The organism is Streptomyces sp. NBC_00386 (assembly GCF_036063235.1).
Classification (GTDB): Bacteria; Actinomycetota; Actinomycetes; order Streptomycetales; family Streptomycetaceae; genus Streptomyces.
This window is the reverse complement of sequence record NZ_CP107950.1, coordinates 7,061,779-7,078,275: the sequence shown is the minus strand read 5'-3', so window position 1 is coordinate 7,078,275 and position 16,497 is coordinate 7,061,779. Positions and strand designations below refer to the sequence as shown.

Annotated in this window: 13 protein-coding genes; 3 read left to right on the top strand and 10 right to left on the bottom strand. The window is 70.5% G+C overall.

The annotated features are described in order from the left end of the window. Positions 1 to 56: 56 nt before the first annotated feature. From secG to uvrC, 9 genes are all read right to left on the bottom strand, one after another. Positions 57 to 293, bottom strand: a complete 237-nt coding sequence (secG, locus tag OG780_RS31020) for a preprotein translocase subunit SecG (protein WP_261703385.1) — start codon at positions 291 to 293, stop codon at positions 57 to 59. Between the two features lie 98 nt (positions 294 to 391). Beyond that, on the bottom strand, positions 392 to 1,168 hold the full coding sequence (gene tpiA, locus OG780_RS31015; RefSeq protein WP_328453726.1) for a triose-phosphate isomerase: 777 nt from the start codon (positions 1,166 to 1,168) through the stop codon (positions 392 to 394). A 5-nt stretch (positions 1,169 to 1,173) separates the two neighbouring features. After that, positions 1,174 to 2,385, bottom strand: coding sequence for a phosphoglycerate kinase (locus OG780_RS31010; RefSeq protein ID WP_328453724.1), 1,212 nt, complete (start codon positions 2,383 to 2,385; stop codon positions 1,174 to 1,176). Between the two features lie 142 nt (positions 2,386 to 2,527). Beyond that, entirely contained in the window at positions 2,528 to 3,538 is a 1,011-nt protein-coding gene (gene gap / locus OG780_RS31005) for a type I glyceraldehyde-3-phosphate dehydrogenase (protein WP_328453722.1), read from the bottom strand. Between the two features lie 190 nt (positions 3,539 to 3,728). Continuing rightward, positions 3,729 to 6,686, bottom strand: coding sequence for a M14 family metallopeptidase (locus OG780_RS31000; protein WP_328453720.1), 2,958 nt, complete (start codon positions 6,684 to 6,686; stop codon positions 3,729 to 3,731). A 336-nt stretch (positions 6,687 to 7,022) separates the two neighbouring features. Next, the gene (gene whiA / locus OG780_RS30995; RefSeq protein ID WP_328453718.1) at positions 7,023 to 8,012 is read right to left on the bottom strand and encodes a DNA-binding protein WhiA; all 990 of its coding nucleotides are present in this window, start codon (positions 8,010 to 8,012) and stop codon (positions 7,023 to 7,025) included. Continuing rightward, the gene (locus tag OG780_RS30990; protein WP_328453716.1) at positions 8,003 to 9,073 is read right to left on the bottom strand and encodes a gluconeogenesis factor YvcK family protein; all 1,071 of its coding nucleotides are present in this window, start codon (positions 9,071 to 9,073) and stop codon (positions 8,003 to 8,005) included. Before OG780_RS30990 ends, whiA begins: the two co-directional genes overlap by 10 nt. After that, positions 9,070 to 10,089, bottom strand: a complete 1,020-nt coding sequence (gene rapZ / locus OG780_RS30985) for an RNase adapter RapZ (RefSeq protein ID WP_328453714.1) — start codon at positions 10,087 to 10,089, stop codon at positions 9,070 to 9,072. The genes OG780_RS30990 and rapZ overlap by 4 nt, the downstream gene beginning before the upstream one ends. After that, positions 10,086 to 12,185 carry an excinuclease ABC subunit UvrC gene (uvrC, locus tag OG780_RS30980; RefSeq protein ID WP_328453712.1) on the bottom strand — a complete coding sequence of 700 codons (2,100 nt, stop codon included), beginning with the start codon at positions 12,183 to 12,185 and terminating at the stop codon, positions 10,086 to 10,088. The genes rapZ and uvrC overlap by 4 nt, the downstream gene beginning before the upstream one ends. 439 nt (positions 12,186 to 12,624) lie before the next feature. Between uvrC and OG780_RS30975 the strand changes: the two genes are divergently transcribed. Beyond that, positions 12,625 to 13,572, top strand: coding sequence for a hypothetical protein (locus tag OG780_RS30975; protein ID WP_328453710.1), 948 nt, complete (start codon positions 12,625 to 12,627; stop codon positions 13,570 to 13,572). A 48-nt stretch (positions 13,573 to 13,620) separates the two neighbouring features. On the opposite strand, the gene OG780_RS30970 is transcribed toward OG780_RS30975, so the two are convergent. Further along, complete coding sequence (locus OG780_RS30970; protein ID WP_328453708.1) at positions 13,621 to 14,049, bottom strand: Rieske (2Fe-2S) protein; 429 nt, start codon at positions 14,047 to 14,049, stop codon at positions 13,621 to 13,623. Between the two features lie 331 nt (positions 14,050 to 14,380). Here OG780_RS30970 and OG780_RS30965 point away from each other — a divergent pair, with 331 nt between their 5' ends. Next, a complete protein-coding gene (locus OG780_RS30965; RefSeq protein ID WP_328453706.1) occupies positions 14,381 to 15,454 on the top strand; it encodes a LacI family DNA-binding transcriptional regulator in 1,074 nt (357 codons plus the stop codon). Next, positions 15,451 to 16,362 carry a carbohydrate kinase family protein gene (locus tag OG780_RS30960; RefSeq protein WP_328453704.1) on the top strand — a complete coding sequence of 304 codons (912 nt, stop codon included), beginning with the start codon at positions 15,451 to 15,453 and terminating at the stop codon, positions 16,360 to 16,362. The genes OG780_RS30965 and OG780_RS30960 overlap by 4 nt, the downstream gene beginning before the upstream one ends. Positions 16,363 to 16,497 lie beyond the last annotated feature (135 nt).

Genomic DNA, 16,497 nt, shown 5'->3' with positions numbered 1-16,497 from the left:
ACGGAATGTGCTTGCGTGATGTGCAGTTGTGCTGTCCTACCGATGCCGGTCGTCGATCAGTTGTTGATCTTCATCAGGACACCGAGCACGACGATGCACGCGAACCAGAGCAGACCGATCATCAGGGTGATGCGGTCGAGGTTGCGCTCGGCGACCGAGGAGCCGCCGACGGACGACTGCATGCCGCCACCGAACATGTCGGACAGGCCGCCGCCCTTTCCCTTGTGCATCAGCACCAGCAGCATCAGCAGCAGGCTGAAGACGATCAGGGCGATCGAGAACCCCAAAACCACGGCTGGACCAACTTCCTCGGAACTGGATGGACGACGGGGGCCCGGTGCAACGGCACCAGACCCCCGCAAGGGTACGACGAATCGCCGCTACCGCATACTTACTGGTCGCGGAACCGGACGATCTTGACGAACTCGTCGGCGTCGAGCGACGCGCCACCGACCAGAGCGCCGTCGATGTCGGGCTTCGCCATGATCTCGGCGACGTTTCCGGACTTCACCGAGCCTCCGTACTGGATACGGACCGCGTCGGCCAGTTCCTGGGAGTACAGCTCGGCGAGCTTGGCGCGGATCGCGGCGCAGACCTCCTGCGCGTCGTCGGCGCCGCAGACCTTGCCGGTGCCGATGGCCCAGACGGGCTCGTACGCGATCACGACGGACTCGGCCTGCTCGGCCGGGAGGTCCTTCAGACCGCCCTCGACCTGGGCGAGGGTGTGGGAGACGTGGTTGCCCGCCTCGCGGACGTCCAGCTCCTCCCCGACGCACAGGATCGGGGTCAGACCGTGCTTGTAGGCGGCCTTGACCTTGGCGCCCACGATCTCGTCGGTCTCGTTGTGGTACTGGCGGCGCTCGGAGTGGCCGACGGCCACGTACGTGCACTTGAGCTTGGCCAGCATCGAGCCGGAGATCTCGCCGGTGTAGGCGCCGGAGTCCTGCGCGGACAGGTCCTGGGCTCCGTACTTGATCTTGAGCTTGTCTCCGTCGACCAGGGTCTGCACGGAGCGCAGGTCGGTGAAGGGCGGCAGGACGGCGACCTCGCAGGCCTCGTAGTCCTTGTCGGCCAGGGCGAAGGCGAGCTTCTGGACGTGCGCGATGGCCTCGAGGTGGTTGAGGTTCATCTTCCAGTTGCCCGCCATCAGCGGCGTGCGCGTGCTCATCTAGGTCAGTCCTCCAGTGCGGCGAGGCCGGGGAGCGTCTTGCCCTCGAGGTATTCGAGGGAGGCGCCGCCACCGGTCGAGATGTGGCCGAATGCGTTCTCGTCGAAACCGAGGGTGCGCACCGCGGCGGCGGAGTCACCACCACCGACGACGGTGAAGCCCTTGGACTCGACCAGGGCCTGGGCGACCGCCTTGGTGCCCTCGGCGTAGTCGGGGTGCTCGAAGACGCCCATGGGACCGTTCCAGAACACGGTCTCGGCGTCGGTGAGCTTGGCTGCGTAGAGGGCACCGGTCCTCGGGCCGATGTCCAGGCCGAGCTGTCCCTCCGGCATCTTGTCCGCGTCGACGGCGGTGTGCTCGGTGGGCGCCTTGGCCTTCAGGTCCGGGAATCCGGGGGAGACCACGACGTCGACCGGGAGCACCAGCTCGACGCCCAGCTTCTCGGCGCGCTCCATGTACTCGGTGACGGCCGGGATCTGGTCCTCCTGCAGCAGGGAGGTGCCGACCTCGTAGCCCTTGGCCTTGAGGAAGGTGAAGGCCATGCCGCCGCCGATCAGGATGCGGTCGGCCTTGCCGAGCAGCTGGTCGATGACGGCGAGCTTGTCGGAGACCTTGGAGCCGCCGAGCGCGACGACGTAGGGCCGCTTGACCTCCTCGGTGAGCTTCTTCAGGACGCCGACCTCGGTGGCGATGAGGTAGCCGGCGTAGTGCGGCAGACGGGCCGGGAGGTCGTACACCGAGGCGTGCTTGCGGTGCACGGCGCCGAAGCCGTCGCCCACGTAGACGTCGGCCAGGGAGGCCAGCTGGTCGGCGAACTCGCCGCGCTCGGTGTCGTCCTTGGACGTCTCGCCGGCGTTGAAGCGGAGGTTCTCGATGACCGCGACCTGGCCGGGCTGCAGGCCGTTCACCGCGTCGTGGGCCGCGGGGCCGACCGTGTCCTGCGCGAACGCGACCGGCGCGCCCAGCAGTTCACCGAGTCGCTCGGCGGGCTGGAGGAGGGAGAACGCCGGGTCCGGGGCGCCCTTGGGACGGCCCAGGTGCGAGGCGACGATGACCTTGGCGCCCGCGTCGGCCAGGGCCTTGACGGTGGGCAGGACGGCGCGGATGCGGCCGTCGTCGGTGATGAGGCCATTGGCCAGCGGCACGTTGAGGTCGGCGCGGACGAATACCCGCTTGCCGGCCACTCCTTCGGCGAGAAGCTCGTCGATCGTCTTCATAAAGGGACTCCTAGGGAAGGCTCTTCAGATCCGCGAGGACTGATCGATCTGCGCTGATCGATCACTACGTGGCGCAGGGCCCGGACAGCGCGGCGGCGCGCTGCCCGGGCCCTGGCTCACATCGAGGTGCCTGCTCCGGGAGTTAGAGCTGGCCGCCGACGAAGACCGTGAGGTCGACGAGGCGGTTGGAGTAGCCCCACTCGTTGTCGTACCAGCCGAGGATCTTCACCGTGTTGCCCTCCTGGACCATGGTCAGGGAGGAGTCGAAGGTGCAGGAGGCCGGGTCGCCGACGATGTCCGAGGACACGATCTGGTCCTCGGTGTAGGTCAGGAAGCCCTTGAGGTCGCCGTCGTCGGAGGCCTTCTTGAACGCGGCGTTGACCTCGTCCTTGGTGACCTCGCGCTGCAGCGTCACGACCAGGTCGGTGGCCGAACCGGTCGGGACCGGGACGCGCATGGCGATGCCGTCCAGCTTGCCCTTGAGCTGCGGGAGGACCAGAGCGGTGGCCTTGGCGGCACCGGTCGTGGTCGGGATGATGTTCTCGGCGGCGGCGCGGGCGCGGCGCAGGTCCGAGTGCGGGAAGTCCAGGATGCGCTGGTCGTTCGTGTACGCGTGAACCGTCGTCATCAGGCCCTTGACGATGCCGAAGTTCTCGTCGAGAACCTTGGCCATCGGCGCCACACAGTTGGTGGTGCAGGAGGCGTTGGAGATGATGTTGTGGTTCGCCGGGTCGTACTTGTCCTGGTTGACGCCCATCACGATGGTGATGTCCTCGTCCTTGGCCGGAGCCGAGATGAGGACCTTCTTGGCGCCGCCGGCGATGTGCTTCTCGGCGTCGGCCTTCTTCGTGAAGATGCCCGTCGACTCGATGACGATGTCGACGCCCAGCTCGCCCCACGGGATGTCGGAGGGGTTGCGCTCGGACAGGACCTTGATCGTGTGACCGTCGACGGTGATCGTGTCGGCGGTGTGCGACACCTCGGCCTTGAGGCGGCCCAGGATGGTGTCGTACTTGAGCAGGTGGGCGGTGGTCGCGGTGTCACCCAGGTCGTTGACAGCCACGATCTCGATGTCAGCACCCTGCTCCAGCAGCGCGCGGAAGTAGTTACGACCGATGCGGCCAAAGCCGTTGATGCCTACGCGGATCGTCACGAACCGATCTCCTCGTTAGGTACGCCGACTCAAGTGTCGGCGAGTTGTATGGGATGTCCCCGACCGCCTCCGACCCTACCTCTCTGAAGGCCCCGGAGTGACATCGAGTAGGGCCATACACGGCAGGGCGATCCGTACCCGTCAGTAGGGTACGGATCACCCGTGTCGATCATGCGATTGTCACGGACGGTCAGCTCTCCAGTGCCGAGAGCGCCTTGCCGATGAGGGCCGCGCGGTCGGCCGCGGCGGCGACGTGTTCCAGGCCGAAGCCCAGCAGCACCGTGTCGTCCGTGGTGACCGCTCCGTACGTCCTGAAGAGTTCACCGGTACGCGCCCAGTCCCGCAGGACGGCCGGGCTGCCCGCGGGCGGACCCGCGACGCTCCAGGGACCGAGGGACGCCTCGAAGCCCTCCGTGTCCACGGCGTTGCCGCCGACCACGAGGGAGGTGTTGTCGACGAGGACGCCGTGGCCGCCCGTGCTCGGGTCGGTGATGTAGCTGACCGACACCTCGATCGACCTGCCCGCGTACGCGCTCAGGTCGAAGGCGACCGGCTGCCAGCCGCTGGACGCGCCGGTGAGGCTGTTCCACTGTCCGCTGGACCCCGTGGCGGTGCAGCCCGCCGCGCTCACGGTCAGGTAGTGCTTGATCCAGGGGTGTTCGCGGGCGAAGAATCCGGCCTCGCACTCGGTCGGGACAGCGGCCGAGGTGGCACCGCCCGCCTCGGGGAGCGTGGTCCAGTCGTCGGCCCCGGTCGTGTGGACCTCGACGACCGCGTGGTCGTAGCCGGGCTCGGTGTCCCAGAGCATCTGGGAGCGCAGCGTCGGCTTGTCGGCGGCGGCGACCCCGGTGAGGTCGATGGTGCGGGTCAGACGCTTGTAGGCGTCGTCGGTGTGCACCGCGGCGGCCATGTACGAGCCCTCGTACGGCCCGTACGGGTTGACGGTCCCGCTGAACGCGCCCGCTCCCGCGGCGGAGGCGAACTGCGGGTACTGCGCCGCGGAGAGCGAGTCCGAGGTGACGCCGTAGGTGCCCGCCGCGTTCAGCGGGTTGCCGGGCGCGTCGCCGAGCGTTCCGGTGGCGCCGTCGAGCTCGCCGGAGCCGCTGAAGCCCTTGGCGCCGGGCGTGGACGTGCGCGAGTAGGCGCCCAGGTAGTACTGGCTGAAGTCGTTCGAGAGGGTGCCACCGCCGAGGTCGACGCTGCCGCCGGCCAGCTCGCCCGCCTCGACCAGCTTGCCGCCCTCGTTGAGATAGGCCCGCAGCTGGAGCTGGGTGGCGTTGCCGGGCCGCAGGGCGCCGGTGTAGTGGACGACGGTCCCGAAGTGGCCGAGGACGCCGAGCGCGTCCGGGGCGCCCTGGGTGGCGACGTCCCAGACCAGGGCCTTCTTTCCGTCGGCCTTCAGCGCGTCGACGTAGGTCTGCGCCTGCGTGGCGGCCGCGCCCTCCTCGGCGACCACGAGCACGTCGGCCCGCGGCCGCTCGGCCACGGTGTAGGTGAAGCGGGTGCTGGAGGTGGGCTTCCCGCTCCGGGTCTCGCCGGTGAACCAGACCTCCACCTTGTCGCCGGGGGCGCCGTCCTCGATCCTGGCGCGGTACTCGTCGAAGTAGAGGTTGTCCCTGCCGCCGTAGGTCTCGCCGCCCCGCCAGGGCCTGAGCGCCGCATGGTGCGTACGGCCGCCGTCGACGCGGTACTTGAGCTCCTTGCCGCGTACGGACTTGCGGACGACGACGGAGACTTCCTGGTCGGCGCCGCGGGAGTACGACGTCGTGAAGGCGGCCGGGGTGAAGTCGGGCGCGTCGAGGCCCACCGAGGAGGACGGCCGGTCGGGGTGGGCCGCGGTCTCGGCGACGGAGAGCGCGAACGGGACGTTCTTCTCGAACTCCTGCTCGATCAGCTTCTCGTCGTCCGGGAAGGTGAAGACCGAGGCGCAGTCCGCGGCGTTCCAGGCGTCGTCCGGGTCGAGGTCCGAAGCGGTCTGGCAGGTCGACATCTCGGGGGTGAACATCGCCGTGCCGTTGACGTTGCCCGCGTGGCCGTCGGCCTCGCCGTTGGTCGTGTAGAGCTCCGAGGAGACCTGCGGGTGGTAACCCGGGATCGCGGAGTTCTCCGGGGTTCCGGCGAGCGACTTGTAGAGCACGTCGTCCGGCGTCGGCGTCGCCACCTGCCAGCCCACTCCGTAGAGCAGCAGTTCGGCAGCCGAGTGGTAGTTGATCCCGTACGTGAAGCCGACGCGCTTCTCGAAGGTGTCGAGCGCCTTGGTCTCGGGCTCGGACGCGGGACTCGCGCCGCGGTAGGTCTCGCTGGTGGGGTTGGGTGACGAACCCTCGTCGTCGTAGCCCCACTTGTAGGCGAAGTTGCGGTTGAGGTCGACGCCGTCCCCGGTGGCGATGACGCCGTCGCCGTTCACGTCCCGCAGGTTCTTGCGCCACTGGCGGGTGTCGGCGTCCTTGAAGGTGTAGTCGTAGCCGTCGGGGTTGGCCGACAGGACGAACCACAGCTCGGTGGAGTCGACGATCTTCTTGACGCGCTTGTCCGTGGAGTAGTTGTCCAGGTAGTAGTGCATCAGCCGCCGCGTCATCTCGGGCGTGATCCACTCGCGCGCGTGCTGGTTGGACATGTAGAGCACCGACGGCTTGGAGCCGTCCTTGGTCTTCCGCGCGCCCTTGGTCAGTTTGACCGCGAGGATGTCCTGGCCGTTCAGGGTCTTGCCGATGGAGACGACCTTGGTCAGGCCGGGATTGGCCTGGCCCGTCCGGATGATCTCCTCCTGGAGGTTGCCCTTCCCGCTGTACGGGCGGAACACCCCCTGGGCGGCGTCCGCGACCCGGTTCTCCGCCTTGGCGGAGAGCGTGTGCTCGGTGAGGTCGACGCCCTGCTTCTCCAGCTTCCTGGCCTGCTGGTCGGTGACGTAGACCTCGACCGTGCTCCTGCCGTTCTTCCAGGTCGTGTCGCCGAGCTCGTGACTGTCCTGGCCGGCCGCGAGCAGCAGGGGTACCTGCTGCTTCGTGACCTCCGCGCGGAACACCTTCACGGCGTTCGCGTCGGGCTCGGGTGAACTGCCGTCCTGCGCCCGGGCGACCGGCGCCACGGCCGCACCGCCCAGCAGGAGCGCGCCGGTAGCGAGGATCGCGCTCGCTCTTCGTCTCATGAGTCCCCCTTGCACTGGTCCGCCACAGCAGCGAACGGATGCCAGGCTCATGACACTTCATGGTCAAGTCAAGGGCGCCTCGCGGGACGACGAAGCCGGTGCCGATCTCCCAAGTGGGCGTCGGCACCGGCACAGTGAGCTTCTGTCAGACAATCCGGCCGTTCTTTCACACAGCCCCCGCGGGTCCGGGAATCGCAAGCTTCTTTCGCGCCACCCCCGCTGCCCCGAGGGCCCCGCACGTCCGTCACGCCCCCGGACCCGGGAATCGCGCGGTTTCGCGCCACTCGCGCGTGTCGGGACTCGCTCATGTCCTTCACGCCACCCAGCGGATCCCGGTCAGCCCGCGAGGTTGTCCGCCATCTCCTCGGACAGGCTCGACTCCGTCCCGGGGATCCCGAGGTCCTGCGCCCGCTTGTCGGCCATCGCCAGCAGCCGGCGGATACGGCCCGCGACGGCGTCCTTGGTCAGCGGCGGGTCGGCGAGCGCGCCCAGCTCCTCCAGGGAAGCCTGCTTGTGCTCCATGCGCAGCCGCCCGGCGGCGGCGAGATGCTCCGGCACCTCGTCCGCGAGGATCTCCAGGGCGCGCTGGACGCGGGCACCGGCGGCGACGGCGGCACGCGCCGAGCGGCGCAGGTTGGCGTCGTCGAAGTTGGCGAGCCGGTTCGCCGTGGCGCGGACCTCACGGCGCATCCGCCGCTCCTCCCAGGCCAGCACCGACTCGTGCGCGCCGAGGCGGGTCAGCAGTGCGCCGATCGCGTCGCCGTCGCGGACGACCACCCGGTCCACACCGCGCACCTCGCGGGCCTTCGCCGCGATCGACAGCCTGCGGGCGGCACCGACCAGCGCGAGCGCGGCCTCCGGCCCCGGGCAGGTCACCTCGAGGGACGAGGAACGGCCGGGCTCGGTGAGCGAGCCGTGGGCCAGGAAGGCCCCGCGCCAGGCCGCCTCGGCATCGCAGGTGGCCCCCGAGACCACCTGCGGCGGCAGTCCGCGGATCGGGCGTCCACGCCCGTCCACGAGCCCTGTCTGCCGGGCCAGCTGGTCACCGCCCGCGACGACACGCACCACATAGCGCGACCCGCGGCGCAGTCCGCCGGGTGCCATCACGATCAGTTCGGAACTGTGGCCGAAGATCTCCAGAATGTCCCGCTTCAGCCGGCGCGCCGCCATCGCGGTGTCCAGCTCCGCCTCGATCACGATCCGGCCGCTCACCAGGTGAAGGCCGCCGGCGAACCGCAGGACGGCGGAGACCTCCGCCTTCCTGCAGCAGGTCCGGGTGACGGGAAGCCGGGAGATCTCATCCTTCACCGCTGCCGTCATCGCCATGGGCCGATCCTTCCATGCATCCGAAAAATACGGTCGTACGCGGCGGCCAACAGCTCCGGATCGTGCCGCGGAGATCCGTCGGTCCTGGCCACCGGCGCCAGCTCGACCGCGGCACCGAACCGCTGGGCGGCGTCGGCGAGAGATTCGCGGTCGGGCACGGCGGCCTCGTCGGCCAGCACCACGTCCAGGGCGAGTTTAGGGGCGTGTCGCCCCAAAACCTCCAAATGACGCTGCGGGGAGAAGCCTTCGGTTTCTCCGGGCTGCGGTGCGAGGTTCAGGGAGAGTACCCGGCGCGCCCGGGTCTGGCTCAGTGCGTCCAGAAGCTCGGGCACCAGAAGATGCGGAATGACCGACGAGAACCAGGAGCCGGGGCCGAGCACCACCCAGTCCGCGTCGAGGACCGCGGCCACGGCCTCGGGCACGGCCGGCGGATCGTGCGGTACGACGTGCACGGACTGGACCTCGCCGGGGGTGAGCGCCACGTTCGCCTGGCCCCGGATGGTGCCGATCGCGTCGGGCCGGTCGGGGTCGTGTCCCTTGACCAGGGCCTGGAGCTCCAGGGGCACGGCGGACATGGGCAGCACCCGGCCGTGCGCGCCGAGCAGCTTGCCGACCAGGTCGAGTGCCTGGACATGGTCGCCGAGCTGCTCCCACAGCGCGACGATCAGCAGATTGCCGACCGCGTGTTCGTGCAGTTCGCCCTTGGACTGGAAGCGGTGCTGGATGACGCGGGCCCAGGTCTGGCCCCAGTCGTCGTCGCCGCACAGCGCCGCCAGGGCCTTGCGCAGATCACCGGGCGGCAGGACGCCCAGCTCGTCGCGCAGCCGCCCGCTGGAGCCGCCGTCGTCGGCCACGGTGACGACGGCGGTGAGGTCGCCGGTGATCCGGCGCAGCGCGGCGAGCGAGGCGGACAGCCCCATGCCGCCGCCGAGGGCGACGACCTTGGGCTGCGTACCGCGGCGGCGCGGCTTGGCACCGCGCGCCGCGGCCGGCTGGCCGGCTCGGTTCCCGGGAGTCTCCCGGCGCAGCCGGCTCAGCCGCAGGGAAGTACGTCCGGTCACTCGCGCCCCATGTCCCTGTGCACGAGCACGGTCTCCACGCCCTGGGAGGCGAGGCGGGCGGCGAGCTTCTCCGCGGTCGCCACCGAGCGGTGCTTGCCGCCGGTGCAGCCGACCGCGATGGTCACGTAGCGCTTGCCCTCGCGCCGGTAACCGGCGGCGATGAGCTGGAGCAGCTCGGAGTAGCGGTCGAGGAACTCCTTGGCGCCGGGCTGGTTGAAGACGTACGCCGAGACCTCTTCGTTCAGGCCGGTGAAGGGGCGCAGCTCGGGGACCCAGTGCGGGTTGGGCAGGAAGCGCATGTCCACGACCAGGTCGGCGTCGACCGGCAGGCCGTACTTGAAGCCGAAGGACATGACGGTGGCCCGCAGCTCGGGCTCCTCCTCGCCCGCGAACTGGGCGTCCATCTTGGCGCGCAGCTCGTGCACGTTCAGGCTGGAGGTGTCGATGACCAGGTCGGCGTCACCGCGCAGCTCGCGCAGCAGCTCGCGCTCGGCGTCGATCCCGTCCACGATCCGGCCGTCGCCCTGGAGGGGGTGCGGCCGGCGCACCGACTCGAAGCGGCGCACCAAGGCCTCGTCGGAGGACTCCAGGAAGACGATCCGCCGGGTGACGTTGCGGGACTCCAGGTCGGCGAGGGATTCGCGGAGGTTGTCGAAGAACCGCCGGCCGCGCACGTCGACGACGACGGCGATCCGTGCCACGTTGCCCTGGGAACGGGCACCGAGCTCCACCATGGTGGGGATCAGGGCGGGCGGCAGGTTGTCGACGACGAACCAGCCGAGGTCCTCCAGACACTTGGCGGCCGTGGACCGGCCTGCTCCGGACATGCCGGAGATGATCACCAGCTCGGGAATGACGGCGTCCGGGACTCCCGCCCCGGCTGTCTCGATGCCCGTACCCACCTGTGCTCCGTCTTCCTGGGGCGCTTCACGCTCCGCGTGATCCTCGCCTGTCCCGCTGTGTGTGTCCCGGCCCTGCGCCGGACGTTCCTCTTCGCGCGCGTCGTTCTCGGTCATGTCTCCTGCCCCCGTCGCTCGTCCGAGGCGCCCGCGGTCACGGGCTCCTCCGCGGGGCCCGCCGTCGTCCCGGGCGCCGCGTCTTCGTCGTCCTCCATGATCTCTCCGGTGGCCGTGTTCACGGCCGGTACCGCGGGAGCGGCCTGGGCGAGAGCCACGGCGATGGTCTCCGCCGTCTTGCGCCCCACGCCGGGGACCTCGCAGATCTGGTCGATCGTCGCGGACCGGAGCCTCTTCACGGAGCCGAAGTGCTTGATCAGTGCCTGCTTGCGGGACTCGCCCAGGCCCGGCACGTCGTCCAGAGGGCCCGACCTGAAGCGTTTGGCCCGCTTGGCGCGCTGGTAGGTGATCGCGAAGCGGTGGGCCTCGTCCCGCACCCGCTGGAGGAGATACAGGCCCTCACTGCTGCGCGGCAGGACCACGGGGTCGTCCTCGCCGGGCAGCCACACCTCCTCCAGGCGCTTGGCGAGCCCGCAGACGGCGATGTCGTCGATGCCGAGTTCGTCAAGGGCCCGCTGGGCGGCGGCGACCTGCGGCCGGCCACCGTCGACGACGACGAGCTGAGGGGGGTAGGCGAAGCGCTTGGGCCGGCCGTCGTCCTCCGGGAAGGTGCTCCCGGAGAGGGGGTTCGCGTCGGCCGACGGCTCCGAGGCCCCCGACGCGGCGTCCGCGCCGTCCGTCCACTCCCCCGTCTTCTCCTTCTCGACGAGGTAGCGCTTGAAGCGGCGGGTGATCACCTCGTGCATGGAGCGGACGTCGTCCTGGCCGGCGAAGCCCTTGATCTGGAAGCGCCGGTACTCGCTCTTGCGCTGGAGCCCGTCCTCGAAGACGACCATCGAGGCCACCACGTCGTCGCCCTGGAGGTGCGAGATGTCGTAGCACTCGACCCGCAGCGGCGCGCTGTCCAGGCCGAGCGCCTCGGCGATCTCCTCCAGGGCGCGCGAGCGCGTGGTCAGGTCGGAGGCACGCCTGGTCTTGTGCAGGGCGAGCGCCTGGAGCGCGTTGCGCTGCACGGTCTCCATGAGCGCCTTCTTGTCGCCACGCTGCGGTATGCGGAGCGACACGTTCGATCCGCGGCGGGCGGTGAGCCATTCCTGAACGGGTTCCACCGGTTCGGGCAGCGCCGGGACGAGCACTTCCTTGGGAACGGAGTCGCCCTTCTCCTCGCCGTAGAGCTGCTGGAGCGCGTGCTCGACGAGGTCACCCGTGGTGACGGCCTCCACCTTGTCCGTGACCCAGCCGCGCTGTCCGCGCACGCGTCCGCCGCGCACATGGAAGATCTGGACCGCGGCTTCCAGCTCGTCCTCGGCGACGGCCATGAGGTCGGCGTCGGTCGCGTCCGCGAGGACGACCGCGCTCTTCTCCATGGCCTTCTTCAGTGCGTCGATGTCGTCGCGCAGCCGGGCCGCCCGCTCGTACTCCATCTCCTCGGCGGCCTGCATCATCTGCTGTTCCTGCCGACGGATGTACGTCCCCGTACGGCCCGCCATGAAGTCGCAGAACTCCTCGGCCAGCCCGCGGTGCTCCTCGGGCGAGACCCTGCCGACGCAGGGGGCGGAGCACTTGCCGATGTAACCGAGGAGGCAGGGCCGGCCGGTGCGGGAGGCGTTCTTGAAGACACCGGCGGAGCAGGTGCGGACCGGGAAGACGCGCAGCAGCAGGTCGACGGTGTCGCGGATGGCCCACGCGTGCCCGTAGGGACCGAAGTAGCGCACGCCCTTCTTCTTGTGGCCGCGCATCACCTGCACGCGCGGGAACTCCTCGTTCATCGTCACGGCGAGGTAGGGGTAGCTCTTGTCGTCGCGGTACTTGACGTTGAACCGGGGGTCGTACTCCTTGATCCAGGAGTACTCCAGCTGAAGGGCCTCGACCTCCGTGGACACGACCGTCCACTCCACCGACGCGGCCGTGGTGACCATCGTGCGGGTGCGCGGGTGGAGATTCGCCAGGTCCTGGAAGTAGCTCGCCAGGCGCTGACGCAGGCTCTTCGCCTTTCCGACGTAGATCACCCGGCGGTGCTCGTCGCGGAATTTGTACACCCCGGGAGAGTCCGGGATCTGTCCCGGCTTGGGGCGGTAGCTGGAGGGATCGGCCATGTCACACACCCTACTGGCGCGGGCCGACAGCGCGGTCGGCTCCCGGTACGCCTGTGGAAAACCTCGCGGAGCCGGCCGCGGCGTCGGCGCGGGCCCCGCGGGACGCTCAGGACGAGCGCGGTGAGGGCTCCCGCGACGATCGTCCCCGTGCTCTCCGCGCGGCACCCGGGATGCGTCGTTTCCGGCCACCGGGGTCGCGTCGTACCGGGCTCCCCGGTGAGGGTCGGGAAGGGACGGAGCGCGTCCGGGGGGCTGCGGTGAGCCATGTTGAGCATCAGGTGTTGTCGGGACTTGGTCAACACGCTTCAATGCGGGGGAACTCGGGGCGTGAACGGCGAAACCCGCGCGTGTACGGCCCCCGCGCGCCCACCGGGTGGCGCCGATGAACCGCTCCCACGGTCTGACCAGCCGTGGTGAACATCCACAGAAAGGCCCCTGCATGCGCACCCGCACACAGCACGCGGACGTCGCCACGACGGAACTGGAAACGGCCCTGCGGGGCGGCCCCTTCCACGTCGCACTGCGCGCGGCGATCACCGCCCGCGGGCTGCCGCTGCAGCGCGTGCAGCACCATCTGTCGCGATACGGCGTCAGAGTCGGGGTGACGAGCCTGAGCTACTGGCAGCAGGGCGCCCGCCGCCCCCAGCGCCCCGAGTCGCTGCGGGCGGTCCGCGCCCTGGAGGAGATACTCCAGCTTCCCGACGAGTCCCTGATCAGGCTGCTGGCCGAGGCCGAGGAGCGCTCGGATCCGGAACGTCCCACGGGGCGTTCCTACCGTTCCCTCGTGGAGGCCTCCGGTGTCCTGGAACGGCTGCTGGCCGAACTGGAGTCCCCGCTCGACGGCGGTCTGCACACGCTCGGCCATCACGAGCGGGTGCGCATAGGCGCCCGTCGCGAACTGCTGGGCCGTGAGTCGCACCACATAGTGCGCGCACACAAGGACGGCGTGGACCGCTATGTGGCCATCCACCACGGCGACCCCGGATGCGCACCGGAGCGGACGACGGTCCGGGCCCTGGAGAACTGCCGTACGGGCCGGGTGCGCTGGCACCGCGACACCGGCGTACTCGTCGCCGAACTGCTCTTCGACACCCGACTGCGGGCAGGCGAGACGTTCCTCTTCCGCTACGCCTTCGAGGACGGCACGGCCGGGACGTCCAGCGAGTACGTCCGGGGCTTCGGCTTCGCGGGCGGACAGTACGCGCTCCAGGTGCACTTCACCGAGAACGCGCTGCCGGTGCGCTGTCACCGCTTCACCCAGCACTCGGCCGCCGCGCCCCGCAGCGGCCGGCAGGAGCTGCCGCTGAGCGGTCACCACCGCTCGGTGCACCTGGTCGAGCCGCGCGTGCGGTCCGGGATCGTCGGGATCGGCTGGGACTGGGAGTGACCGCCCGCCCGGGTGCGGACCCGGCCGGGCCGGCGACCGCACCCGGGCTCAGGCGCCCGGCCCCGCGACGATGTTCCCGTTCTTCTCCTCGACGGACAGCTCGTGGAGCGGCACGGTGGCCGGCGCCCGCAGCACCTTGCCGGTCCCGGCGTCGAACTCGCTGCCGTGACACGGGCACACGAGGGTCGTGCCCTGCAGCTTGTTGATGGCGCACCCCGCGTGGGTGCAGATCGAGCTGAACGCCTTGAGTGAACCGTCCCCGGCGCGGCTGACCACGACGTTGTGGTCCTCGTAGAGCTGAGCACCCCCCTTGGAGACCTCGCTCCCCGAACCGAGGACGACGGGAGCGGTCGGCGTGGCGGGGGTCCCACCACCACCGCCGCTGCCGGAGCACGCGGCGAGGCCGAGCCCGGCGACCGGGGTGAGCGCCGCTCCCCGCAGGACGGTACGACGGCTCGCGGACGGACGGCCGGACATGGCATCTCCACTGGTCGGGGCGCCGGCGGACACTCGCCCGACGGCGACGGGGCTGAACACGGCAAGGAGACCGCGCACCGACCGTACCGGCACAGATCGTCCCGCTCGTCACGGGTCGGCCCGCGCGACCCCGGACGTAAACGCTTGCGCAAACGCATGCGTAAGCGTTTACGCGAGTGAGCCGGATGAGATACGTTCACCCGCGAGCGACCGCGTCCGTTCGGGGAGCGGCATCAAGGTGTTCGGTTCGCGGACCGGCGTCCCGGTTCCGTCCGCCGGCCGGCACCGGGGCTTCTTCACGGTCGGCGACCGGGACCCGGGAAGGAGCGGCATGGCGACGATGGCCGATGTGGCCCGGCGGGCGGGCGTGTCCATCGCGACCGTCTCGCACGTCCTCAACCGCACCCGCCCGGTGCTGCCCGTGACACGCCAGGCCGTTCTCGACGCGATCGACGAGCTGGGCTACACGCCCAACACACTCGCCCGTTCACTCGTCACCTCCCGTACGCGGTCCATCGGCCTCGCGGTGTCGGCGATCAGCAACCCCTACTTCACGGAGATCCTCCAGGGCGTCGAGGCCGGGGCCCTGGAGCACGGCTACGGCCTGCTGATCGCCGATCCGCACGACGACCCCGGGCACGAGCGCAAAGTCGTCCGGCTGCTGCACGAACGGCGCGTGGACGGAATGATCATCGCGCCGTCGGCGGCTCCCGACGCGCTCCTGCGCTACCTCGAGCAGCACGACGTACCCACCGTCCTCCTGGACCGGCTCGTGGACGCTCCCGCCGGAAGCGGCTTCCACTACGACCAGGTCTGCTCCGAGAACACCGCGCCCATGGCGAGCCTGGTGACCCACCTCGCCGAGCGAGGGCACCGGCGTATCGGGCTGGTCGCGGGCCTGCCCGGACTCAGTACCACCGCGGAACGGATCACCGGCTACCGGCACGGCCTCGCGCGGGCCGGGCTCCCCTACGACGAACGGCTCGTGGCGCACGGCGGCTCCCGGACGGAGGCGGCCGAGGAGGCCACCCACCGGCTGTTGTCGCTCGGGGCGCCGCCGGGCGCGCTCGTCACCGGCGACAACGCCATGACCGTCGGTGCGCTCCGGGCCCTGCGCGACCGGGGTCTGTCCGTGCCCGGGGACCTGGCCCTGTGCTGCTTCGACGACTTCTCCTGGGCGGATCTGTTCACACCACGGCTCACCGTGATCGCCCAGCCGAGCAAGGAGATCGGCGCCACGGCCGTCCGGCTGCTCCTGGAACGGCTGGCGTCCCCGCACCTGGAGTGCCGCACCGTCCGGCTTCCCTCCGCCTTCGTCCACCGCACCTCGTGCGGCTGCCCCGAAGGCGTCGCACACACCGAGAGTCCCGGGACCGGGATACCGAGGAAAGGACCCGAGTCGTGATCGTCGTCGCCGGTGAGGCTTTGATCGATCTGGTGCCGCAGGACTCCGGCGCCCTGGCAGAACTGCTGCCTCGCCTGGGCGGCGGCCCTTACAACACGGCGGTGGCGCTCGGCCGTCTCGGCTCGGCCACCGCCTTCTGCTCCCGCGTCTCCCGCGACGCGTTCGGCGAGGCCCTCCTCGACGGACTCGTGGACGCCGGCGTCGACGTGTCGTCCGTACAGCGCGGGGGTGAACCGACGACGCTGGCCGTCGCCACGGTCGGGGCGGACGGCTCGGCCGCTTACTCCTTCTACGTCGAGGGCACGGCGGACCGTCTCTTCACCGCCCCGGGCCGGCTCCCCGTCGGGGCAAGGGCGGTGTCCTTCGGGACCTGTTCACTCGTCCTGGAACCGGGCGCGAGCGCGTACGAGGAGCTGATGCGGACCGCCTCCGCGCAGGGCGTCTTCACGGCCCTCGACCCGAACATCCGCGCCGGTCTGATCCCCGACCCGGACGCCTACCGGGCCCGGTTCAAGAGCTGGCTGCCGTCGGTGTCGCTGCTCAAGCTGTCCGAGGAGGACGCCCGGTGGCTCGGCGGCACCCCGCTCGAGTGGCTGGCCGCCGGCCCCTCGGCGGTGGTGATCACCCAGGGCGGTGACGGTCTGACCGCGTTCACCCGGGACGGCGCCGTGCATTCCGTGCCCGGCGAACCGGTGGACGTGGTGGACACCATCGGCGCCGGTGACACCGTGAACGCGGCACTGCTGCACGGCCTTTCCGTCCGGGACGCCCTGTCCCCGACCGCGCTGGCGGAGCTGGGCCCCCGGGGCTGGACCGGGCTTCTGCGCTTCGCGGCCCGCGCGGCGGCCGTCACCTGCTCCCGCGCCGGAGCCGAGCCGCCGTACGCCCGCGAACTCGGCGACCTGTAGGGACACCGGACCGCCGTCCCTCGGTCCTCGAACCGCGTGCGGTCGCGTTCTCGACGGACGGCGCCCCGCGGGGAGTTCCCGCGGGGCGCCGTCCGTCGCGACATGGCCGACCGGTCCGGCGGAGCGGACCGGTCG